Origin of the sequence: Solibacillus faecavium, assembly GCF_014836905.1 — a bacterium.
GTDB classification, from domain to species: Bacteria; Bacillota; Bacilli; order Bacillales_A; family Planococcaceae; genus Solibacillus; species Solibacillus faecavium.
The window spans coordinates 170,837-194,005 of record NZ_JACSPZ010000001.1; the positions used below are offsets into that span (position 1 = coordinate 170,837).

The 23,169-nt window shown below is 38.1% G+C and carries 23 protein-coding genes and 1 riboswitch; of the genes, 4 read left to right on the top strand and 19 right to left on the bottom strand.

The window, feature by feature from the left end:
• Positions 1–45: 45 nt before the first annotated feature.
• From H9635_RS00905 to H9635_RS00925, 5 genes are all read right to left on the bottom strand, one after another.
• The gene (locus H9635_RS00905; RefSeq protein ID WP_191698263.1) at positions 46–999 is read right to left on the bottom strand and encodes an ABC transporter substrate-binding protein; all 954 of its coding nucleotides are present in this window, start codon (positions 997–999) and stop codon (positions 46–48) included.
• The gene (locus H9635_RS00910) at positions 986–1,546 is read right to left on the bottom strand and encodes a hypothetical protein (RefSeq protein ID WP_191698264.1); all 561 of its coding nucleotides are present in this window, start codon (positions 1,544–1,546) and stop codon (positions 986–988) included. The genes H9635_RS00905 and H9635_RS00910 overlap by 14 nt, the downstream gene beginning before the upstream one ends.
• 159 nt (positions 1,547–1,705) lie before the next feature.
• Positions 1,706–1,887: riboswitch (cobalamin riboswitch) on the bottom strand.
• Positions 1,888–1,939: 52 nt separating this feature from the next.
• On the bottom strand, positions 1,940–2,350 hold the full coding sequence (locus tag H9635_RS00915) for a Fur family transcriptional regulator (protein ID WP_191698265.1): 411 nt from the start codon (positions 2,348–2,350) through the stop codon (positions 1,940–1,942).
• Positions 2,347–3,213 (bottom strand): metal ABC transporter permease, encoded by an 867-nt coding sequence (locus tag H9635_RS00920; RefSeq protein ID WP_191698266.1) that lies wholly within the window; start codon positions 3,211–3,213, stop codon positions 2,347–2,349. Before H9635_RS00920 ends, H9635_RS00915 begins: the two co-directional genes overlap by 4 nt.
• 16 nt (positions 3,214–3,229) lie before the next feature.
• Complete coding sequence (locus tag H9635_RS00925) at positions 3,230–3,976, bottom strand: metal ABC transporter ATP-binding protein (RefSeq protein WP_191698267.1); 747 nt, start codon at positions 3,974–3,976, stop codon at positions 3,230–3,232.
• 110 nt (positions 3,977–4,086) lie between these two features.
• Between H9635_RS00925 and H9635_RS00930 the strand changes: the two genes are divergently transcribed.
• Positions 4,087–4,320: an isopropylmalate synthase gene (locus H9635_RS00930; RefSeq protein WP_191698268.1), complete on the top strand. Its 234-nt coding sequence runs from the start codon at positions 4,087–4,089 to the stop codon at positions 4,318–4,320.
• Positions 4,321–4,431: 111 nt separating this feature from the next.
• Here H9635_RS00930 and H9635_RS00935 read toward each other — a convergent pair whose 3' ends face one another.
• From H9635_RS00935 to H9635_RS00950, 4 genes are all read right to left on the bottom strand, one after another.
• On the bottom strand, positions 4,432–5,043 hold the full coding sequence (locus H9635_RS00935) for a pyroglutamyl-peptidase I (protein ID WP_191698269.1): 612 nt from the start codon (positions 5,041–5,043) through the stop codon (positions 4,432–4,434).
• Positions 5,044–5,055: 12 nt separating this feature from the next.
• Positions 5,056–6,474: a D-alanyl-D-alanine carboxypeptidase/D-alanyl-D-alanine endopeptidase gene (gene dacB / locus H9635_RS00940; RefSeq protein WP_191698270.1), complete on the bottom strand. Its 1,419-nt coding sequence runs from the start codon at positions 6,472–6,474 to the stop codon at positions 5,056–5,058.
• 123 nt (positions 6,475–6,597) lie between these two features.
• A complete protein-coding gene (locus H9635_RS00945) occupies positions 6,598–7,485 on the bottom strand; it encodes a deoxyribonuclease IV (RefSeq protein WP_191698271.1) in 888 nt (295 codons plus the stop codon).
• Positions 7,486–7,570: 85 nt separating this feature from the next.
• On the bottom strand, positions 7,571–8,887 hold the full coding sequence (locus H9635_RS00950; protein ID WP_191698272.1) for a DEAD/DEAH box helicase: 1,317 nt from the start codon (positions 8,885–8,887) through the stop codon (positions 7,571–7,573).
• 333 nt (positions 8,888–9,220) lie between these two features.
• On the opposite strand from H9635_RS00950, the gene vrrA reads away from it, so the two are divergent.
• Positions 9,221–9,766 carry a VrrA/YqfQ family protein gene (gene vrrA, locus H9635_RS00955; RefSeq protein ID WP_191698273.1) on the top strand — a complete coding sequence of 182 codons (546 nt, stop codon included), beginning with the start codon at positions 9,221–9,223 and terminating at the stop codon, positions 9,764–9,766.
• 116 nt (positions 9,767–9,882) lie between these two features.
• On the opposite strand, the gene H9635_RS00960 is transcribed toward vrrA, so the two are convergent.
• A complete protein-coding gene (locus H9635_RS00960; RefSeq protein ID WP_191698274.1) occupies positions 9,883–10,755 on the bottom strand; it encodes an SDR family oxidoreductase in 873 nt (290 codons plus the stop codon).
• A gap of 123 nt (positions 10,756–10,878) precedes the next feature.
• The gene (locus tag H9635_RS00965) at positions 10,879–11,157 is read right to left on the bottom strand and encodes a DUF1450 domain-containing protein (RefSeq protein WP_191698275.1); all 279 of its coding nucleotides are present in this window, start codon (positions 11,155–11,157) and stop codon (positions 10,879–10,881) included.
• Between the two features lie 214 nt (positions 11,158–11,371).
• Between H9635_RS00965 and H9635_RS00970 the strand changes: the two genes are divergently transcribed.
• Positions 11,372–12,340, top strand: a complete 969-nt coding sequence (locus tag H9635_RS00970) for a 4-hydroxy-3-methylbut-2-enyl diphosphate reductase (protein ID WP_191698276.1) — start codon at positions 11,372–11,374, stop codon at positions 12,338–12,340.
• Between the two features lie 141 nt (positions 12,341–12,481).
• Positions 12,482–14,296 (top strand): beta/alpha barrel domain-containing protein, encoded by a 1,815-nt coding sequence (locus H9635_RS00975; RefSeq protein ID WP_191698277.1) that lies wholly within the window; start codon positions 12,482–12,484, stop codon positions 14,294–14,296.
• A gap of 277 nt (positions 14,297–14,573) precedes the next feature.
• Here the strand turns inward: H9635_RS00975 and H9635_RS00980 are convergent, their stop codons facing one another.
• From H9635_RS00980 to H9635_RS01015, 8 genes are all read right to left on the bottom strand, one after another.
• Entirely contained in the window at positions 14,574–15,695 is a 1,122-nt protein-coding gene (locus tag H9635_RS00980; protein WP_191698278.1) for a Nif3-like dinuclear metal center hexameric protein, read from the bottom strand.
• On the bottom strand, positions 15,692–16,387 hold the full coding sequence (locus H9635_RS00985) for a tRNA (adenine(22)-N(1))-methyltransferase (RefSeq protein ID WP_191698279.1): 696 nt from the start codon (positions 16,385–16,387) through the stop codon (positions 15,692–15,694). The genes H9635_RS00980 and H9635_RS00985 overlap by 4 nt, the downstream gene beginning before the upstream one ends.
• Positions 16,388–16,525: 138 nt before the next feature.
• Positions 16,526–16,864 carry a c-type cytochrome gene (locus tag H9635_RS00990; RefSeq protein WP_191698280.1) on the bottom strand — a complete coding sequence of 113 codons (339 nt, stop codon included), beginning with the start codon at positions 16,862–16,864 and terminating at the stop codon, positions 16,526–16,528.
• A 150-nt stretch (positions 16,865–17,014) separates the two neighbouring features.
• Positions 17,015–18,151, bottom strand: coding sequence for an acyl-CoA dehydrogenase family protein (locus H9635_RS00995; protein WP_191698281.1), 1,137 nt, complete (start codon positions 18,149–18,151; stop codon positions 17,015–17,017).
• A gap of 176 nt (positions 18,152–18,327) precedes the next feature.
• Positions 18,328–18,885: a hypothetical protein gene (locus H9635_RS01000; protein ID WP_191698282.1), complete on the bottom strand. Its 558-nt coding sequence runs from the start codon at positions 18,883–18,885 to the stop codon at positions 18,328–18,330.
• A gap of 164 nt (positions 18,886–19,049) precedes the next feature.
• A complete protein-coding gene (gene rpoD, locus H9635_RS01005) occupies positions 19,050–20,177 on the bottom strand; it encodes an RNA polymerase sigma factor RpoD (RefSeq protein WP_191698283.1) in 1,128 nt (375 codons plus the stop codon).
• A gap of 30 nt (positions 20,178–20,207) precedes the next feature.
• Positions 20,208–22,037: a DNA primase gene (gene dnaG, locus H9635_RS01010; protein WP_191698284.1), complete on the bottom strand. Its 1,830-nt coding sequence runs from the start codon at positions 22,035–22,037 to the stop codon at positions 20,208–20,210.
• 311 nt (positions 22,038–22,348) lie between these two features.
• Complete coding sequence (locus tag H9635_RS01015; protein ID WP_191698285.1) at positions 22,349–23,164, bottom strand: pyruvate, water dikinase regulatory protein; 816 nt, start codon at positions 23,162–23,164, stop codon at positions 22,349–22,351.
• Positions 23,165–23,169: the final 5 nt, after the last annotated feature.

Consider the following 23,169-nt stretch of genomic DNA (forward strand, 5'->3'; position numbering starts at 1 on the left):
TCAAAAAGAACATGCCCAACTAAGGCATGTTCTTCTATTCTATAACTATTTAAACAGCTCTGGGTATACTGATTGTGCCATAATTTCAACGGCTTCACCAATACGCGGTCCAGGACGTGACATGATATCTCCGTCCACTAAGTAAACTGCCCGCTCCTTGACTGCTTGTATTTTATTCCAGCCTGTGCGTCCTATAATTTCTTCAACCGCATTTTCCATATAAGTTGCAGGTGAAATAATAATTTCGGGATTGCGAGTAATAACATCCTCTTCTGTCACACTAATCCAGCTCGTCTGATCAGCATAGATATTTTCGATATTCGCATAATCCATTATTTCTTGCTGGAAAGTACTGTTGCCGGTTGTCCAAAGATCCGGAGCTGGGGACACTTCGTAATACACTTTTTTCTTCGTATCGATTGTTGCTGTTTTTTCTTGTACTGTCTTAATCTGTGCTTTAATATCGGCTACAACTTCTTCACCTTTTTCTTCGATATCCATAACTTCAGACAACTGAATAATATCTGAGTAAACATCATCGAATGTCGTGGCAGAAGCAATAACAAATACTTTCAGACCCGCATCTTCCAGTTGAGCAATTTGTGCTTCCTCCCCAATTGTATATGCCACAACTACATCCGGATCCAATTCCAAAATTCGTTCTGCATTAATGGCTGTAGACGTTGAAACACGTTCAATTTTTTGTGCTGCTTCCGGATATGTATCAAAGTCCGTTGCACCAATAATTTGTTCACCTACCCCTAGTTCAAACAAAATTTCTGTATTGCTTGGCTGTAATGAAATAATCGTTTCCGGGACTTCATCAAATGTTACCTCAACACCACGGTCATCGACAACTGTATAAGGAGCGCCATCATTTTTGGATGCAGCTTGCTCCTCATTTTTAACGTCCATATCTGTTTTTCCCTCATCTGATCCACATGCTGCTAATAATAAAGTTGCTGCTAAAGCAACTACCCATTTGTTATTCAATTTCATTTGTTGTAACTCCTTTTTTCTTTTTTGTTGGATAAGATTTTGAGATGAATGGAATTTCTTCTTGGTGATGCTGTTGATTCATATAGACCGCCATGACAAAAAATACATTGGCAAGCAGCCCTAGAAAATCAAACAGAATTTCATCCACTTCTCTATCTTCGCTTACTTTATGTAATGCTCTGTAAGACTTTTTCGCCTCACTGCGGCAAATATGAAGTCTTGCGGCACTTTCGATTCCTTGTGGCAAGACAAACTGCTGAATCGTTTCCCCGACTTCACTTACATAAAAATCGTATCGATCGCTTAACCATTTTAAATCTTCTGATGTAATGGCTAATTTACCGCGGACCGAACCATTAGCATGATAGGCTAATGGTTGAATTTTCTTTAAATCTTCAAGCACAATCTGACCTAATACATCATCGACTAATGTTGGAAATACTGCGCCAATTCTTGTTGTTAAAGAATCTGTCCGAATCTCGTAGTCAACACAGCTTGATTTTTCCCGCATAAACGGATAGCAGGAATAACGAATATCCTTTTTCATAAAGTTCTCCTCACTTCAAGTAGTACCTCCTCGCAATTATTGAGTGAACGAAAAAAAGCCACCCATAAGAAAATGGATGGCTTCAAAAATCAATAAAAGGGTGCAAAACGCTCATTCGATCAGTGATTGCCGTACATTCTCTTTAATTCCGAAGAGGGATGTTACGATAAGAAAAAGATTGGTCTCCTGGCTCTGCGTTTCACTTTACTCATAAGTACCTTCCCGCTATATTAGCAGTGGTATTACACTTATTTTCATCAACGCTTACAGTTACGGATATAGCTTCGGATTTACACCGAATTCCCATTTATGCATCATGCATCTTTTTCCTGCAAATCTATTCAATTTGTCTTTATCACTTTAGCATATAAAAAACTTTATGCAAACTAAATTTTATAAACATTCAGGACATTTGCCATAAATCTCAAATTTATGCGCTTCTACAGTATACCCCGGCAACTTTTCACCAAGCATTTCCATTGGACAGACGGACAGCTCTTTTACTTTACCGCAATCACGGCAAATAAAATGATGATGATGGTGGTCTGATTCACAATGCATGCGGAAATTGCGCTCGCCGTTTAATTCCGTTTCTTCCAAAATATCAAGCTCAACAAAAGTCGCTAAGTTACGGTAGATCGTATCGAAGCTCATCCCAGGGAAATCCTTTTTCAATACTGACAGCAAATCACGGGCAGTCAAATATTTATCAGTAGCTGCAAACATATCCAAAATCAATTCTCTTTTATCGGTCTTTTTATAGCCGTTTTCCTTTAATATTTCCCACGCGCGCGTTGCATTCACAGTACTTCTTCCCCTTTCGATTTAATCGATACTTTTAACACAATTTTTTTGATAAATATAACTAACAATAAAATAATGATTGACGTGACAACAATTGTTCCACCAGGTGCTAAGTTTAAGTAAAATGCAGAAATCAATCCAATAATTACTGCCAGTTCTCCAAATACAATGGCCAAAATAATGGCTTCTTTAAATCCACGGGCCAACCGCATTGCAGCAGCTACCGGTAATGTCATTAGGCTTGAGACAAGTAGAATTCCTACGATACGCATACTTGCGGCAATGACTAATGCGACGACAACCATAAACAATAGATGAATCCACTTTGCAGGTAAGCCACTCGCTTTAGCATATTCTTCGTCAAACGATAAAACAAAGAGCTCTTTAAAAAACAGCACTAAAAATAATACGACAACGACTGCAATCGCCATCACTACATACAAATCCTGGCGCGATACAGCGGAAACTGAGCCGAATAAATAACTCATCAGATCCGTATTAAAGCCACTTGCCAATGAAATTAAAATCGCGCTAATTCCGATACCACCTGACATAATAATCGGAATTGCAAGTTCTTCATAATGTTTATACAGTCGACGTAAACGCTCAATCAATATCGAGCCACTTACAGATGCCACAATACCTAGATAAATAGGGTTTAGCAATGCCAGCCCTGCAAATGACTGACTTAAGTAAAGACTTCCGGCAATACCGGCAAGTGTTACATGTGATAAAGCATCTGCTATTAACGACAATCGACGAACAACGATGAACACTCCAAGAAGCGGTGCAATCACGCCAATAATCAATCCCGAGAAAAAGGCATTTTGTAAAAATTCATAGTTTAATATTGCTTCTATCATAACGGCGGTCTACTCCTTAATGAATCTTTCGAACAGAGTGACCGTTCCAGCTAGCGATCTGTTCTTCCGAAATTGTATCAAAATCATTTTTATATCCGTGGAAATGGATCGATTGATTTAGGCACGCTACATGACTGACACGATCCGAAACTGTATCAACATCATGCGTAACTAAAATCATCGTCATATTGTGATGCTTATTTAAGTGTGCAAGCATATCATAGAATGCCTGCACATTTTCGCGGTCAATTCCAACTGTAGGTTCATCTAAAATAAGGAGCTTAGGGTCTGACACTAAAGCACGTGCGATAAATACGCGCTGCTGTTGGCCACCGGAAAGCTGCCCAATATTACGCTTTAAATATTTTTCCATACCGACATCCTTTAAAGCACCCTTCACTAAAATGTCCGCATCTTTTGGATAGCGTTTAAATAATCCAACCTTTTGGACCAAACCGCTTTTTACAACTTCTTCAACGGTTGCAGGGAAGCCGGAATTAAAGGCATTGGACTTTTGCGACACATAGCCAATCCATTCACGGTGCTTAAAGTGATTGGATGGTTCGCCAAATAATTTAATTTCTCCAGACATTGGCTTCAATAGACCTAAAATTAATTTTAAAAGTGTCGATTTTCCAGAGCCATTTTGCCCCAGTAACGCCAAAAAGTCGCCCTCATGAACACTTAAAGAAATATTTTTCAATGCTTGTGTGTATTCATATTGAAATGAAACATCCTTCAATTCAATTAGTAATTTTTTCATATCGTTCGCTTCTTTCTAATTCAAAATCATTACGATTTACATCATGTTAGTATAATAGACTTTTTGGTTCATGTAAAGGAAATAAACTTGAAAGGATGATGACTATTCAAATGTTACAATGGTTTGAAAATCTTAAGGGAATGAATGATAAACAGCTACAGAAGTTTGCCAAACAACAGGAGCTTGAATTTTCTATTGAAGAAATTAAAAAGCTTCGAAAAATTTTAAGTAATGCTTCCATTACTTGGGGCATTTACGGAATACCGCAAAATGTACGGGAGGATATTGAAGAGCTGATCGGCTCTAAAAGATATAAAAAACTAAGAAAAGTAATCGGATTTTAATCTTAGCGGAAGGGCTTTTGAGGCCAAATATAAAAAGCTTGGAATTTATATTTAGTTCGTTTTAGAACATTTATAAATTTCCAAGCTTAGTTATTTAATAATATTGTCCAATTAAACGTTTTCTATACATTCTTCTAATGCAAGCTCTATTGCAGCCTCCAAATCACGCCCAGACCAGCCGGGGATTCGACCATGTTGGATCGCCAAATCAAACGACGCCGGTATATGAATAAACCCGGCGGCTCGAATCGAATCGTGATTTGCTGCGTAATACAAGCCTTCATACATAATGTTATTGCACAGGTACGTCCCTGCTGAATTGGATATCGCTGCTGGATACCCTGCCGTATTTAACCGATTGACAATTTTTCGTATAGGCAATGTTGACAAGTAGGCAACATCGCCATTTGCTCGGATTGGTGCGTCTTCAAATGCATGACCTGCATTATCTTTTTCTCCATCCTTTACATTGATGGCGACACGTTCCGGCGAAATTTTCGCAATACCTGCTGCTAATCCAAGTGAAACAATAATTGTAGGCTGTACTTCTTCAATCAGCTTCAAAAATTGTTCAGGTGCTTTTTGAAAATTAACGGATAGTATATGCCCAACTATTTCATATTGTCCAATAGTTTTCCCATTCAGTGCCTGTACAATATCCATCGTAGGGTTAATCGGATTGGACAGGAATGGCTCAAACCCTGTTAATAATAGTTTTTTCATCTCATTACACCTCTACAAGTTTTTAACAAGCGCTGTCATTGTACGATCGATATAGGCATTTCCGTTCGCAGTGTTATGCAATAAAATCGAGAAGATATATTCTTTTCCACTTTGCCCTTTAATATAGCCTGACAATGTGTACACATTTGGGATATATCCAGTCTTCGCATAAATCCGATTTTGTAAATTAGCGCTCGTCAAACGCTTGCGCAATGTCCCTCCGACAAAACGTTCATCGTTACCTGCGATTGGCAATGATCGATAAAACGTATTGAAATAAGGTTCTTTTTGAACTTTAAATAATAATTGTGACAAACTATTTGTCGTCACAAGATTTGAATTGGACAAACCTGAACCATCTACGATACGCCAATTATCCACAGGAATATCCAATGATTCTGCATAGCTCTTTAATAGCGTTACGCCCTTTTTCGTGCTTCCTTCCCCTAGCTGCTCCTTGCCCATCGCTTTTACGAGAATATCTGCAATACTGTTATTGCTCAGCTTCATAAATGCAGGGAAAATGGATGCTAAAGTACGTGATTCATTCGTGTAAAGCAGCTTTGCCTTTTGTGGCACTTTACCTAATTGAACTTTTGAGTCCTTTGAAAACTTAATCCCTGCACTTTGCCATGTCAGTTTAATTGCCTGCATCGTGTTTTTCGAAGGATCCTGCAATGTTACCCATTCTTTTTTACTGCTGCCTTGTGGAATGTTTCCGGAAATAATAATGCGATTCGTATTGTAAGACCGTTTAATCGTAAGTGTATTTTTATTGCCTTTTTTAACAGTTCTCGCCTGATTGGAAATCACCATGCCACTTAAATTCGGTTCTACTGAATAGCTTGGTTTAGCCCCTACTTTTCCAGGCTTTGCTGTAATAATAATTGTACTCGCATCAAAGTCAGCATTTTGAGACATCGTAATAGCTGAAGTTCGGGCACCGAAGTAATACGTCTCATCCGTTTTGTCGACTCCTGGCGGTAATGTACTGCCGGAAAAGGCTGTGTCATCACCTATTACATGACCGTTAATAGTCCGTATGCCATTACGCTTCAATATTTTAGCAAACTCCTGAAAACTCTCTTTATTTAATGTCGGATCTCCACTGCCTTTTATGTAAACATTGCCGTTCAACGTATTGTTGACAACCTTCCCGTCAATAAATAAATCTGTAGTAAAACGGTAATCTTCCCCTAATATCGATAGTGCTGCACCACCGGAAATTAATTTCATATTCGATGCTGGGCGCATAAGCTTATCTCCATTTTGAGAATAAACAATTTTCCCACTATCAATATCGCGTATTGTCACCGCTGCATTACTTTTCCCTAAGTTCGAAGTAACAGCGCTACTGACAGAGGCGAAACTTTGAATAGGTAATGAAAAGAATAATGCAAATAAAATGACGAGTTGTATAACTTTTTTCATAACATACCTCCATTTAATTTTTTGAAATTTACAGTTAATTCATTATAGCAAATAATGTAATAAAAAAATGTAAAAAAACATACTTTGCATCAAATTTATGCAAAGTATGTTCATTAATTCTTATTAATTACGCAATTCATCAATTAATGCTGGGCGGAATTCCCCATCACGCAGCATTGCAATTTCATGTAAATAAGGTGCTTTTTTATTTTTTGCATCAATACCGACAAATGGTGTTTCCAATATTTTAGGTAAATGCATTAGTTGCGGATGATGAACAATATATTTCATTGCATCAAAGCCAATTTCACCAAATCCAATATTTTCATGACGGTCTTTTGCTGCACCGCGCACATTTTTTGAATCATTAATATGGATCACTTTTAAACGATCTAACCCGATTACTTTATCAAATTCATTTAAAACACCGTCAAAATCATTCACTACATCATAACCTGCGTCGTGAATATGACATGTATCCATACAAATTGATAAACGCTCATTATTCGTTACACCGTCTATAATGCGGGCTAATTCTTCAAATGTACGACCGATTTCAGAGCCTTTGCCTGCCATAGTTTCCAATGCAATTTGCACAGGGTAGTCTTGTGTCAGTACTTCGTTCAAGCCTTCTACAATTCGTGCGATACCTTCATCGACACCTGCACCAACATGGGCACCTGGATGTAATACAATTTGTGTCGCTTCTAATGCAGCTGTTCGTTTAATTTCTTCTTGCAGGAAATTTACGCCTAGCTCAAAAGTTTCAGGCTTCGTCGTATTGCCTAAGTTAATAATGTATGGTGCATGCACAACAATATTCGAAATATCATTTTCCTGCATATGAAGTAAGCCCTTCATAATGTTAAGCTCTTCAATTGGCTTGCGGCGCGTATTTTGAGGTGCACCCGTATAAATCATAAATGTATTGGCACCATAGCTTAATGCTTCTTCACTAGCGCCTAATAGCATTTTCTTACCACTCATCGAAACATGTGAACCTAATAACATTACTCTTCCCTCCAAATTTACTGTCCATTAAAAACAAAAGAGACCGCAAAGAAATACATTCTAAGCAGCCCCTTGCGAAAATTATTTATTGTTCTCTATTATTACGACGCGCTTTAATACGGCGTTCGCGCTTCTTCACTTTTTCCATTTCCCACTTCATATTACGTTTATAGCCTGGTTTTACTTTCTTCGGCTTACGTACGAGGGCTTTTGCTTTTACATCGATTTCATCTTGCTTACGCTCAGTCTTACGGTTTGCACGTTGGTGACGGTCTTTTAAGTCAACCCACTCACCATTTTTCACATCTTTTTGCTCAAATGGAATACCCATTTTTTCGATGCGTACTACTGCATCCTCATCTTCAGGCTGGAACAATGTAATGGCTGTTCCTTTTGTACCTGCACGAGCTGTACGGCCCACTCGGTGAATGAAGAATTCTAAATCTTCCGGGATTTCGTAGTTAATAACGTGTGAAATACCTTGAATATCGATACCACGTGCAGCCAAGTCTGTTGCAACGATGTATTGGAATTCTAAATCACGAACTTGTTTCATCATTTTTTTACGATCACGTGGACTTAAATCTCCGTGAATTTGACCGGCACGAATACCTTCTTCAGCTAAGAAGTTTGCTACAGCCTCTGCATTTTTACGTGTGTTACAGAAAATAACAGCTAAAAATGGATTGATTGCTTTCATAACTTCAAGCAAGCGGGTATTACGTGACTTAGAACGCACAGGTACTAATAGGAAGTTAATTCCTTCAGCTACTGGGCGTTTGTCATTCATATGAATATGGATAGGTGCATCCATATATTTTTTTAGGAATGGTTTTAATTTTTCTGGAATGGTTGCGGAGAACACAAACATTTCAAGCTTTTCAGGCATTGCGGAAGCAAATCCGTCAATGTCTTCAATGAATCCCATATCAAATGCTAAATCTGCTTCATCCACTACAAGTATTGGTGCTGTGTGTACAAGCAATGCATTTTCTTTCACTAAATCTTTAATGCGCCCTGGTGTCCCAACAACAATTTGTGGTTGAGTTTTTAGGCGGTCAATAGTACGTTGTTTATCCGTACCTCCGATAAATAACTTCGTTGAAATTTCCGTTCCTTCAACAAGTTGATTTAATGCATCAAAAATTTGTTGGGCTAATTCACGTGTTGGTGAAGTAATTACGGCCTGTACTTCTTGTTTTTCTTCTACAATACGCTCAACAATTGGCAATAAAAAACTATGTGTTTTCCCTGTACCTGTATGAGCTTGTCCAATCGCACTCTTTCCTTTTAGTACGAGTGGAATTATTTCTTTTTGAATTGGTGTCGGTTCTGTAAATCCAAGCTTTGCAATGGCGTCCTGCAAAAATGGCTTGAATTGATAATCAGTATATTTTGACATTTTTCGTACCTCCTTACATCATTCCTATTGTACCATGTTTCGTACATTTAAGTGACCATCTGCATATCATAACTTATAAATAGTTTCAACGTCAAACAGTTGAGATGAATTTTCTTCATTCAGAAAAATTACTCACATCTTCAAGTAGCTAATGTGTACTTGTTTTTGTTGGGTTCACTAGGTGTCTAAATCGCCCGCTGAATGAAGAAAGACCCCCGGCGCATGTCACAGCTTTTTTAAGAAGTTTTTAGTGTCTTAAAAAAATCTGGCCGCAATTACGCCGAGGCATAATTGATAGAAAATTTTATGAGGACTTTAAGAAAGGAGTTCATTATGCGCCCACCCTATTATTTTCCACCTCAAGGTATGATGAATCAAATGCCTGCTGCACCTGTTGCACCACGTTTCCCAATGTATGCACCATATATGATGCGGAACCCAATGATGAACCAAATGCCAATGCAAATGCCGCCACAAATACCTATGGATGCTGCCGGTGCTGCTGCCGCGGCTGGTGCTGCTGGTGTTGCTGGTGCTGCAGCAGGTGCACCTAGGCTAGAAGGTTTTTTAGCAGGAGCAAACTCTTTATTTAATAATGCACAAAAGTTCACCCCTTATATTCAGCAAGCTGCTCCAATGTTTAAAAATTTACCGGCTTTATGGCGTATGTACAGAGGTTTCAAAGATTCTCCGGATCCACTTGAATCATCCACTGTTGCTATGCCAACAGAACGTCCTAGGGGAGATACAACACCTGGAGAAAGGTCGCAGAGAGAACGGTCCGGCAGAGGTAGAGGGTCAAGACAAAATCCTGAGCCGGTGCAACCTATAACAACAAAACCTTCCCGACCAATGATATTTCAGCCACCCTTTGACTAATGACAACAAAAAAACTACCCCATATTTGACCAATTAAGGGTGATTCGTCAATTAAGTTAACGAGTCACCTCTAATTCGCATATGGGGTAGTTTGTTATTTCATCATTTATTCTTTTTTAAGAGCTCATTATACTTCCACCGTTTACATGAATACACTGTCCTGTAATATATGAGCCATCCTGAGATGCCAATAAAACATACGATCCCGCCAGTTCACTCGGTTGACCAGGTCGTTTCAATGGTGTATCTGTACCAAACTCCTCAACTTGGCCTGCATCAAAAGTTGATGGGATTAATGGCGTCCAAATAGGACCTGGGGCAACCATATTAACTCGAATGCCTTTATCAGCTACATTTTGTGCCAAACTTCTTACAAAGCCTACGATAGCTCCTTTAGTCGCTGTATAATCGATTAAAATAGAATGTCCTCTATATGCATTGACGGATGTCGTACATATAATGGAATCACCTTGCCCCAAATGTGGGAGGGCTTCCTTACTTAAATAAAACATACTATCAATATTTGTACGGAACGTTTTATCCCATTGCTCTACCGTTATATCCAAAAATGAATCTACCGGATATTGTACGGCTGCATTATTGACAACAATATTAATTTGACCGAAATGATCAACCGCTGACTGAACAAGCTTTTTACTTGTTTCATAGTCTGCAATATCTCCTTCAACCAAAATCGCTTTAATACCTTCTTTTTCAACGATGCTTTTTGTTTCTTCTGCATCTGATTGTTCTTTTTCCAAATAGTTTATGACAAGGTTTGCACCTTCTTTTGCATAAGCAACTGCTACAGCTCGTCCAATACCTGAGTCTCCACCTGTAATAATTGCTACTTTCCCTTTCAGCTTATCGCTGCCTTTATATTCATAAGGCTGCGTGGGTAAGGGATTCATTTCACTTTCGATACCAGGTTGGGATGGTTGTGTTTGAGCGGGTGTACCGCCAACTTGTTTATTTTCAACATTTGTCATGAAAGAAACACTCCTCTGATGAACATTTTTAAATGAAAAAATTTATTAGTGAATACAACTAAATTTAATATTTCATTTACGTAATATTTCTTCCCTGTTGAAATTTTTTAAAACAAGTTGAACTTAATATAGGACTGAGTTTTCTTCCAATTCTTTTTCAACTAAAGCCAGCAATTGCTCAGCATCTTCCGCTTTAATAATGTCGCCATTAACTATGGCAAAAAGATTGGCTTCACAAATTTCACAGTTGGATGTACAGCCCGATTCAGTAATTTCAACATCATCTCTTTCGATCAATACATCATATACATCTGCTGCACCGAGCGATAAATTTGTCATGCAAAACTCTACCTGATTTTTTAACTCTTTCGTTTTGCTACGTTTAAAAAAAGAAAACACCATGTCACTCCCCCGCTTTACATACCATTCATTTCTTTCATTATAGCAAATTCATATAGTATCTGTATCTCCATCAGGTTCAGGCTTAGCCGCTTTTCATTACCAGCAAACTTCATAATTTGTTATGAAATAAACTAAAATTCAGTAAGCGAACTTTGAATAAAGTATATACGTCCTATATAATGAACTTACAGGGCTTTGAAAGGAGTTACGTTAAATGAAAGTTATTAAAATTAATCCGCGTGGTTACTGCTATGGCGTAGTTGATGCTATGGTAATCGCTCGCAATGCTGCACTTGACACTTCATTACCAAGACCAATCTATATTTTAGGTATGATTGTCCACAATAAACATGTAACAGATGCTTTTGAACAGGACGGTATTATTACACTTGATGGCGATAACAGAAAAGATATTATAGAGCAAGTGGAAGAAGGAACTGTAATTTTCACGGCACATGGTGTGTCACCGGAAATACGTGAAATTGCCAAGCGTAAAGGATTGGTATCGATTGATGCCACATGTCCGGACGTTACGGTTACACATGATTTAATTCGTGAAAAAACAGCAGAAGGTTATGACATTATTTACATCGGTAAAAAAGGACATCCAGAACCAGAAGGCGCTATTGGTGTAGCTCCGGACCATGTTCACTTAGTCCAATCGATGAAAGATATTGATAGTCTATCATTTGAAAACGAAAAAATTCTCGTTACAAACCAAACGACAATGAGTCAATGGGATGTAGCTTTCCTAATGGATAGTTTAAAAGAAAAATTTCCACATGTAGAAGTACACAAAGAAATTTGTTTAGCGACACAAGTACGTCAAGAAGCAGTAGCTGACCAAGCCGGAGCTTCTGATTTATTAATCGTTGTTGGAGATCCAAAATCAAACAACTCTAACCGTTTAACTCAAGTATCAGTGGAAATAGCAGGTACTCCATCATACCGTATTTCAGATATTTCAGAGCTTCAAATCGAGTGGTTGGAAAATGTTGAAACAGTTGCGGTTACAGCAGGAGCTTCAACACCAACACCAATCGTAAAAGAAGTCATTGCATTTTTGGAAAAATTCGATAAGAACGACCCGGCGACACACGAGATTGTTCGCTCGGTAACGTTAGATAAAATTTTACCGAAAATCAAAACACCAAAGCCAGTAGAAAAAATTATGCCTCTTTAATTAATGGAGAATACAAAAATCGATTATATTGCTTAACGGCGATGTAATCGATTTTTCTTATACTATTGTATAAAATCCGTTTTCAAATTTACTTTTATCGTATGGTAAACTGGAAATAAAACGAGAATGGGGTGACTTCAAATGCCAGATTGGTCCTATCATCCGTTAAAAAAGATCGCTTTATCTAAGATGGAAGCGAAAAACAGTAGGCAATTCATCCATCACTCCATGCGGACCATTGCTTCTATTCCCGGCGGAAAGCGCCTCATCGAATTTTTAGGTCACAACCGAACTAGCCCGCTTTTGCAACAACAGGTAAACGGTATTCACTTTAATTCACCTATTGGTCTTAGCAGTAAATTGGACCCCCAACTTACTGGGGTAACGGCTTTTCAGGAACTCGGTTTAAGTTTTATAGAAATTGGTCCTATTTTAGTTAAAAAGCCTGCACGACAACTACCACCAAAGTGGCAGGAACAGCAAATTTCCTTTTCCCATACAGAGGAAAAAGTATTATTAAAAAATGCATTAAAACTAGTAATTACTAAAAATATTCATTTCCCTCTGTTTGCACGCTTAGACGAAAGCTTAAATAGGCAGGATTTATATACATGTATAACACAGCTTTCTCCGTATGTAGATGGGTTCTTTTTATATGCGAGTCAGATAGAACAACTTGATTCGGACATAGGGGCAACTCTCTATCAAATAATTTCAGCAGATTCTGCTAAGACAATCGAGCAAGTCCCACGAGCAGTGAGTGGATTTATTATCGATGCCCCTATTACAGCTTCTGAGGACCGTTATAGCGAACATAGCAACGCTTTCTCTTTAATGCACCAGGCTGTAAAGGATGTAAAAAATTCCTTTCCTGATTCCCTTATCATAACTAGCGGAGCAGTAGAGTCACCTTCACAGGCACTGAGTATAAAGGAGTCTGGAGCAGATTTAATCATGCTTTCAGAAGGTTATGTAAAAGCAGGGCCCGGCTTACCAAAACGGATTCATGAACGGCTACTCTATGAAAAAGAGACCCGTAGCCCATCACAGAACTGGCACTGGTCATTTTTATTTGGACTTGGTATTTTAATTGGAGGTTTCATCGCACTATATTTTGCACTTACGACCGTCATTTTAAATTATGATGAATCTTTCATCGGTTTAACGCACCAACAATTAAATCTTATCAATCCACAGATATTGGCCTTTATGGCACATGATCGAATGTCACTCGCAGGCACGATGATATCTGCAGGGATTCTATATATGTCGCTTGCCTATTTTGGGATAAGGCGTCAGCTGCACTGGGCTAAAGTAGCTTTTCATAGTGCTGCGATTACTGGGTTTTTAGGTATTTTATTATTTATAGGCTATGGTTATTTTGATTGGCTACACGGTCTTTTTTGGCTATTATTGCTGCCGCTCTATGTACTGAGCTGGCAAGAAAGCAAAACGGCAAACCGCAGCCCGCGTTCTTGGCATGACACAAATGACCGGATATGGATGCGCGGTGTGTATGGTCAACTCCTATTCGTTATGCTCGGCTTTTTATTGTTGACTGGCGGAATCGTTATTTCCTTCATTGGTATTACAAAGGTCTTTGTCTCGACTGATATTAGCTTTTTATGTATGCCGGTTGATATGCTGCAATCGATTAGCGACATGTTAATACCAGTAATTGCACATGACCGCGCTGGCTTTGGCAGTGCACTGATCAGTGTAGGCATCCTTGTATTATGTCTATCGCTTTGGGGATTCCGTGCGGGTGAACGTTGGTTATGGTTTACGTATGCTTTCGGTGCCCTTCCCGCCTTTCTAGCAGGTATCGGCACACATTTTGCAATCGGCTATACAACATTCATTCACCTGCTCCCGCTCTATCTATTAGTTGTTATCTATTTAATAGGATTAGTAGTTTCGTATCCTTATTTAATGCAGCAGCCAGTAAGAAATTAATTTAAAATTAAAAGCAGATCAAATTTTACGGATAAGTAAAGTTTGATCTGCTTTATTGCTATAGCGCGTAAAATAGACGGACAAATTCCGCTTATTTATTAATTTAACGTAAAAATATCCAAAATAAGCGGAGATATTCCGTCTATTGATTAAAAAAGCATGTAATTTACAGAATTTCATGTAAATAACCGGAATTCCTCCGTTTATTTCACTTAATTTGAACGGAATTTTGAAAATAAGGGGAATTCCTCCGCTTATTTTACTCCCAGATCACATTCTAAATAAATTTAAACGGCTCTGTATGCACTTTGGATTGAAGAAACTCAACAGTTAACTTTTTATCAGTACATAAAGTCGTCATTTTTTCTGCGACTCCTTTAATCATCACTTTTTCTACATGATGACCAGGATCAATAATGCTTAAGCCATCCACTTCCGCACTTTGAGCCATATGGAAGCCAATATCTCCTGTTACAAATACATCGGCTCCTGCAAATTTTGCTGTACGGATGTACTTATTGCCGTCACCACCGACGACAGCAACCTTTTGCACAGGCTGATCAAGTGGTCCAACTGCACGTAGGCAAGGGACATCTAATTGAACCTTCACAAATTCCGCGAATTCACGTAATGTCATCGGTTCTTTTAATTTTCCAATACGTCCCAATCCTTCTTCGTTTGTCGCAACATCCATCGTAAATAAATCATACGCAGGCTCTTCATATGGATGACTATTTAACATAGCCTTTAATATTTTGTTTTTCATCGACTGCGGGAATACAACTTCAACTTTCTCTTCCTGCTCTATATGCAGTTCCCCTATTTCACCTACAGCAGGATCCGCTCCTTCTACTGCGCGGAAACGTCCTTTACCAGCCAATGTGTAGCTGCATGCTTCATAATTCCCTAATCGTCCGGCTCCAGCTTTAGCTAAAACTTCGCGTAGCTCATCAGCATCGTCAACAGGAACAAAAACAGCAAGCTTCATCATTTTTTCCTCATAGGAAATATCTAAAATCCGTCGCTCTTCCAATTGGAGAGCATCTGCCAATAAGTCATTTACCCCACCTGGTGCGACATCTAAATTTGTATGGGCTGCATATACCGCAATATCGTTTTTTAGACATTTTTCATATAATGCGCCTTGCGGATTATCTGTTCGTAAATTGGACAATTTCATGAAGATCGGTGGGTGATGGGCAATAATAAGTTCACACCCATTTTCAATCGCTTCGTCGACCACTTCATGTGTCACGTCTAACGTAACAAGCACTTTTGAGACGGGTTTATTTAATGTTCCGATAGCCAATCCAATCGGGTCATTAGGCATGCATGCATATTTTTTCGGTGACCATGATTCGAACAGTTGAATAATTTCGTTGCCATTTACTGACTTCACGCAATCGCCTCCTGTACCAGTTTTATTAAGTGTGTTAATTCTTCATGCTTTGCTTGATTTTCAGGCGTGCTTTCCGCTTGTGCAATCGCTTGTTGAACACGTTCCCAATTGGCGATTTCGCGCGACCATTTCTGTACGAATACGGGTGATTTTGTACTCATTAATTTTGGTCCAAGTAAAATTTCTGCTTCCGTTAACTTCATTTCTCCGCGCTGTAAAACGAGCACTTCATAAACTTTGCCGTCCTCTTCCAAAATCACTTCGTCCTGAATTGCCCAACGATTCGCAAGCGCCCATTCCCGAATCGCTTTAGCATGTATATTTGGCTGTAAAATTAGGCGGGTAACCGTTTTTAATGCCTGTGGATGCTTTTCTAGAATTGAAACGATTAAAGGGCCACCCATTCCTGCAATTGTTACCGCAGTTATCTCATCCCCTTCTTCTACTGCAGCTAAACCATCGGCCATCCGAACTGTAATTTTATCGGTTAAACCTTCTGTCCGTACTTGTTTAACAGCTGATTCATAAGGTCCCTTAACTACTTCGCCCGCTACTGCACGAGAAGCAATCCCTTTATGCACTAAATAACATGGTAGGTATGCATGGTCACTGCCAATATCAGCTACAACTGCCCCTGTAGGTACAAATGAAGCAACCTTTTCTAGTCGTTTTGAAAGTTTTTGTGCGTTCATATTAAATATCCTCATTTCTATATCACAAACTAACTATATTATATAGAACTTTTATAAAAACGTCTCTTTCCAACAAATATTTGCATATCAAAAAAGTGCAGAAAATAGATTTCTCTAATTTCTACACTTTTATGATCTTTACAGACCAGAAATATATTCTGCTACTGCTTCAGCCTCAGCTTCATTTTTAAGAATTGGTGGCATTGCCCCGCTTTCAGTACCGTTTAATGCTACATCTTTAATATGTTCTGCATCTAATCCAACAATACTAGGACCCCCGCCACCAGTTAAATCTCCACCGTGACAAGAAATACAGTTCTTTTGAGCGATATCTTCACCGCTTAATTCAGCAGTTTCGCCTGCATGATCACCATCCGCACTGTTTTTATCAGCTGCACCCTCAAATGACATGAAGAAAATTAGTGCTATACCGAATGCCATGATAAGCGTGTAAGGAATAAGTGGATTGTTTTTCATTGCGTTCCCCTCCCTCATTAAATATTCTAATTCTTTCTAGGCAAATGCCTAGTAAACAATACTAATTGTACTTGATTCACTAGAAAACTAAAAGACCTATTGGACAACTTTTACTAGCTTTGTAACAATTTATCCAATTTGTCATTTTCATCACAATATATGTCTTGCAATTACCATTTTCTGTACTTCCGAAGTACCTTCACCGATTTCCAATAACTTCGCATCACGTAAATAGCGCTCGACTTCATACTCTTTCATATAACCGTAGCCACCATGAATTTGAATCGCTTCATCGCAAACTTCCATCGCCATTTCCGACGCATAATATTTTGCAATAGCTGCCTCTTTACCGAATGGACGCCCTTGGTCTTTTAACCAGGCTGCTTTGTAAACAAAAGTCCGTGCTAATTGTACTTTTACCTCCATATCAGCCAATTTAAACTGTGTTGCCTGAAATTGTGATAAAGTCTTGCCAAATTGCTTACGTTCTTTTGCATACTGAACCGCTTTATCTAAAGCGCCTTGGGCAATCCCTACTGCCATTGCCGCAATACCGATACGTCCTCCATCAAGGGTCGTTAAAAATTGCTTAAAGCCATTTCCCCTTACACCTAATAGATTTTCCTCAGGAACACGCACATTTTCCAAAATAAGTTCTGTCGTATTGGATGCATTTAAACCCATTTTTTCGTACTCTGATTTAATTGTGAAGCCTTGTGCATCAGTCGGCACAATGATTGCACTAATTTCTTTATGATCACCATTACGGCCAGTAATCGCTGTCAATGCCAAATGTTTTGCGAAACTAGCATTTGTTATAAATACTTTTGACCCGTTAATAACAAACTCCCCATTTTCCAATGATGCCGTCGTTTCAGTACCCCCAGCATCCGATCCTGCGTTAGGTTCAGTTAATCCGAACGCGCCAAATGATTCCCCTGTACAAATCGGTGTTAAATATTTTTCCTTTTGCTTCTCTGTACCGAATAAATGTAATGGTGCGCCGCCTAACGAAATATGAGCCGAGTATGTAATACCTGTAGATGCACATGTACGGCTTAATTCCTCTGTAACAATAGCAAAACTAATCGTGTCTGCTCCTGCCCCGCCATATTCTTCCGGAAACGGTAACCCCATAATCCCCATATCAGAAAGCTGCTTGAAAACCTCTACTGGAAAGGTTTTATTTTTATCTCGTTCGATTGCTCCCGGTGCCACTACTTCATCTGAAAATTCCCGGATCATTTTTTGTAACATGCTTTGCTCTGTTGATAAATCAAAATTCATAACATTCATCCTCTCACCCTCAATGTGCTACATTTCCATTGTAATCTAAAATTCTTGTTTTTTACAGAAAATATACGCGTTTTATAGAGAAATTTGTAGAATGATATAATAAAAAAGCTATATAAAAAGTTCATAACTTTCTACATAGCCTTAATTTATTAATTATGTATTGTTGCTTAAAGGAAATAAATCCAAGCACCGATTATTACGAGTAAACCAAGAATGCCTGAAATCGTAAAATAAATAATTTTCATCATAATGCCACTTACTAACCAAAATACACAGTTAATAATCAAAAAGATATAAAGCATTTCATTATTACCGGCAAAATATGTCGTACTTACTTTTAAGGTAACACCTAAAGTCGCTAAAGCCGTGGCCAGTTGCAGCATGACCGCCAATAAATGATTTCTTTTAGCGAAATAAAGCGCTCCGATCAGGCAGCTAACTGCAAACACAGCCGCCACAGCAATGACTACCCATTCAAATTGAATAGTGAACAGCAATAATAAAATAACAAACGCACTTATAGGAAAAAATACAGCTAAATTAAACTTTTTTCGTTTTTCAACATTATGTATCGCTTTTTTTGCCTGACCTGTAATTTCATCATCGCTATGATTGCCTTCTGAATAGAGTGTCATTAAAAAATCGCAATACTGCCCTGGCAACAATTTATTTTGTTTCCAAAAGCTAATTTCATTCATAATAATCTGCTTTTTCTGATTTGACATGACTTCGCCCCATATATGTATGTTATATATATAATTGTAATTAATACTTTAAGAATGAACATCAGTATAAAGTAATGGCATCGTTCATAAAAACCAATACTTATTAACTAAAATACATAAGAAAAAAAGATGAAGAAAAAATTTCTTCATCTTTTCCATATTCCCTATTCCAGGAAGTCCTTCAAGCGTTTTGAACGAGATGGGTGGCGAAGTTTACGTAATGCTTTTGCCTCGATTTGACGAATACGCTCACGTGTAACGCCAAATACTTTCCCTACTTCTTCTAATGTACGAGTACGACCATCATCTAAACCGAAACGTAGACGTAATACATTCTCTTCGCGGTCTGTTAATGTATCAAGTACATCTTCCAGCTGTTCTTTTAAAAGCTCGTACGCTGCATGATCAGAAGGTGATTGTGCTTCTGAGTCTTCAATGAAGTCTCCTAAGTGTGAATCATCTTCTTCCCCAATTGGTGTTTCCAATGAAACCGGTTCTTGAGCTATTTTTAAAATTTCACGTACTTTTTCAGGTGTTAAGTCCATTTCTTCTCCAATTTCCTCTGGAGATGGCTCACGACCTAAATCTTGCAGAAGTTGGCGTTGAACTCGGATTAATTTGTTAATCGTTTCAACCATGTGTACTGGTATACGAATCGTACGTGCTTGGTCTGCAATGGCACGTGTAATAGCCTGACGAATCCACCAAGTAGCATATGTTGAGAACTTAAATCCTTTGCGGTGATCAAACTTTTCAACCGCTTTAATAAGTCCCATGTTTCCTTCTTGGATAAGGTCTAAAAACAACATGCCTCGACCAACGTAGCGCTTTGCAATAGATACTACAAGACGTAGGTTCGCTTCTGCTAAACGTTTACGAGCTTCTTCATCACCTTGTTCAATACGTTCTGCTAAACGAATTTCTTCCTCAGCAGAAAGTAAATCCACGCGTCCAATTTCTTTTAAATACATGCGTACTGGATCGTTAATTTTAACACCCGGAGGAACACTTAAATCATTTAAATCAAAAGCTTCTTCACTAGATTCTTGCTTAGAAAGTGCTTCTTCTTCAAATTCTTCTTTACCTTCAACAGTTACATCATTTTTTTCGATCTCATCGGCAAAGTTGAAAATTTCTTCATTTTCTAATTCAAAAAAGGCTAATGTATCTGAAATTTCCTTCATTGACATTTCGCCAACTTGTTTTGCTTTAGCTAAAAGTTGCTTTTTTACTTGCTCTAATGAAACCCCGTTTACCACCGTATCTTTTGAATGTTTTGACTTGTCCGCCATAAACCTTCCTCCTTCTAAAAACAAATCGAGTTAAACGCCCATTTTTATCCTTCTGCTTAATTCGATAATTTGCTGGGCAATTTCAAGTGCTCGTCTATGCTCGTGCATCTTTTCTGCTTCTTTTTGTTTATGCTTTAGTTCTTCTATTTTTAGTTCTAATCGACGTTTTTCGATTTGTTTTAAACAATCGTTAATTTCCGCTTCTCCATTATCAGGGTCACGTTCAAGTAACGCAGCATCCATCACAATTTTGCGTAAATCATTATCATTTAAAACTTCAACGAACCGATGAAAATCAGCCATTTCATATTCTTCGTAAAATCCGGTTAAACGTACAAATACGGATAAATATTCCTCATGAATGAACGGTTCATTATTTCCTTCTCGAAGCACTTTGTTCACAATATTTACATCATGCAACATATAGGCTAAAAGTATACTTTCTGCACGATCTGTTGCATCTTTTTTGCGATCCCGCTGCATTTGGGTACTCGATACATTCACTGTACTTTGTTCGCGTTTTTTTTCTTTCACATTATCCGCAGCGATTTTTCGTAATTGCGTACTAATCGCTTCTTGAGAAATATTAGTCTCATTGGAAAGTTGACGAATGTATAAATCTCTTTCAATAGGAGAAGTATTATTTTTTAACGTCTCAAGTACTTCCTGAATGTACTGAAGTGTGTCATTTTCAAACTGAAAATTTTTGCCACGTTTAGCATGCATCATCATAAATGCAATATACGCGTGTGGCTTTTCGATTATTTGGTTTTTAAATGCTTCTTGACCATGTGTACGAATGTAATCATCCGGGTCAAGTTTATCCGGTATAACAGCAACTTCGACTTTAATTTTTTCTTCATTGAGCATTTGTGCAGCCCGCTTTGCCGCTTCAAAACCAGCATTATCACCATCATAGCAAACTGTAACTTGCTGAACTAAGCGTTTGAGCTTTGTAATATGCTGGGGTGTTAGCGACGTACCCATCGTTGCAACTGCATTGAATATGCCTGCACGATTAGCTGCCAATACATCAATAAAGCCTTCCATTAAAATAACTTGTCTTACTTTTCGAATTGATGCTCGTGCCTTATCTAAATTATAAAGCACTTGACTTTTATGAAAGATAGGCGTTTCAGGACTATTCAGGTACTTAGCATCTTCGCCATCCGTATTTAAAATCCTGCCTGAAAATGCTATTGGCTTTCCATTTTCATCTCGAATAGGAAACATAATCCGTCCACGGAAACGATCAAAATAGCTGCCGTCGCTTTCTTTTTGGATAATAAGACCGCTTTCAGCCATTTCCGATAAGTCATACCCTTTACGCTCCAATAATATTGAAAGCGTATCCCAATTCGGTAAAGCCCATCCTATTTGATGTGTTTCGATTTGTTCCTGTGTAAATCCTCTTTCAAGTAAATAATTTAATGCAGGTTCGCCGTCTTCAGTGTTTATCAAAATATGATGATAAAACTCTACTGCAAAATTATGAGCTTCCCTCATTTGCTGTTCTTTTTTCGAAACTGTCGAATTCGACATTGTCTGTTCGGACGATAATTCCATTTCAAGTGGAATCCCTGCACGCTGACTTAATTTAATAAGTGCATCTGGAAACGACAATTGTTCGATGTCCATAACAAAGGTGATTGCATTTCCTCCAGCGCCACAGCCAAAACAATGAAAAATCTGTTTGTCGGTTGACACTGAAAATGAAGGTGTTTGCTCTCCATGAAACGGACATAAGCCGAAATAGTTGCGCCCTTTTTTCGTCAATTGCATATAATCGCTTATAACATCGACTATATCCGACTGCGAGCGAATTTGTTCAATCACATGTTCAGGTATTTTTCCAGCCACATTATCACCATCTACACTATTCGAGATAAATTACAAAAATCCTCTAAAATACGACAAAATTTATAAAACAAATTTGTAATTACTCTATAATTAATATTTTTACCACAATTTTAATATTATAAAACAAAAAGACTACTGTTGCTATAATTTTTCGTAAAAAATATAAGAAAAAAGGCTAATTAAAACGAATTTTATCGATATCTATGAGTTTTAACTAGACCAAAAGTATAAATATTAATATATCAAAAGAATAAAATATTGTCCCACTAAAAAAACCTCCCCTTCTAGTCGTCAAGAGGTGGCTTTAGAGTCTATTTACATTCAAGCTCTAGCATATCTAATATTTTATGGGCTGTCTCTTCTACAGCACGATTCGTCACGTCAATGGCACGACAGCCAATTTTATCGACAATGCTATAAAAGTAGCGAATTTCTTCTTCAATTCTATTATGTTGTGCATAAAAAGCATCTTCTGTTAAACCTAATGTAATTAAGCGCTCTTTTCGAATGTTATTTAACTTTTCAGGCGTAATGACTAACCCAAAACACTTTTTCGGATCGATTTGCATTAATTCTATAGGCGGCTTAACTTCAGGTACAAGTGGAACGTTCGCTACTTTATATCTTTTATGTGCCAAATATTGGGATAAAGGTGTTTTTGATGTTCTTGATACACCAATTAGTACAATATCGGCCAGTAAAATACCGCGCGGATCTTGTCCGTCGTCATATTTCACAGCAAATTCTATCGCTTCGATTTTCTTAAAGTAGTCATCATCCAATTGATGCACTAAACCAGGCTTTTGCAAAGGCTTCTCATCAAAGGAAGTTTCGATTAAATCGAGCATTGAACCTAATAGGTCAATAACAGGTACGTTATATTCCATAGCAATTTTTAGTAGGGCAAGACGCATGTTCTTTTCAACTAGCGTAAATACAATGGTCGCCCCATTTGTTTGAGCAATCTGCACAATTTTTTCAAGCACATCTATATGTGTTATATGTGGAAACTTACGAATTCTTACTTTTTCGAAGTTTGGTCGGAATTGGCTAACAACTGCTTTAACAGCCGCTTCTCCTGTTTCCCCAACAGAATCGGATACGACAAATATTGTCAATTTTTTCATAAAAT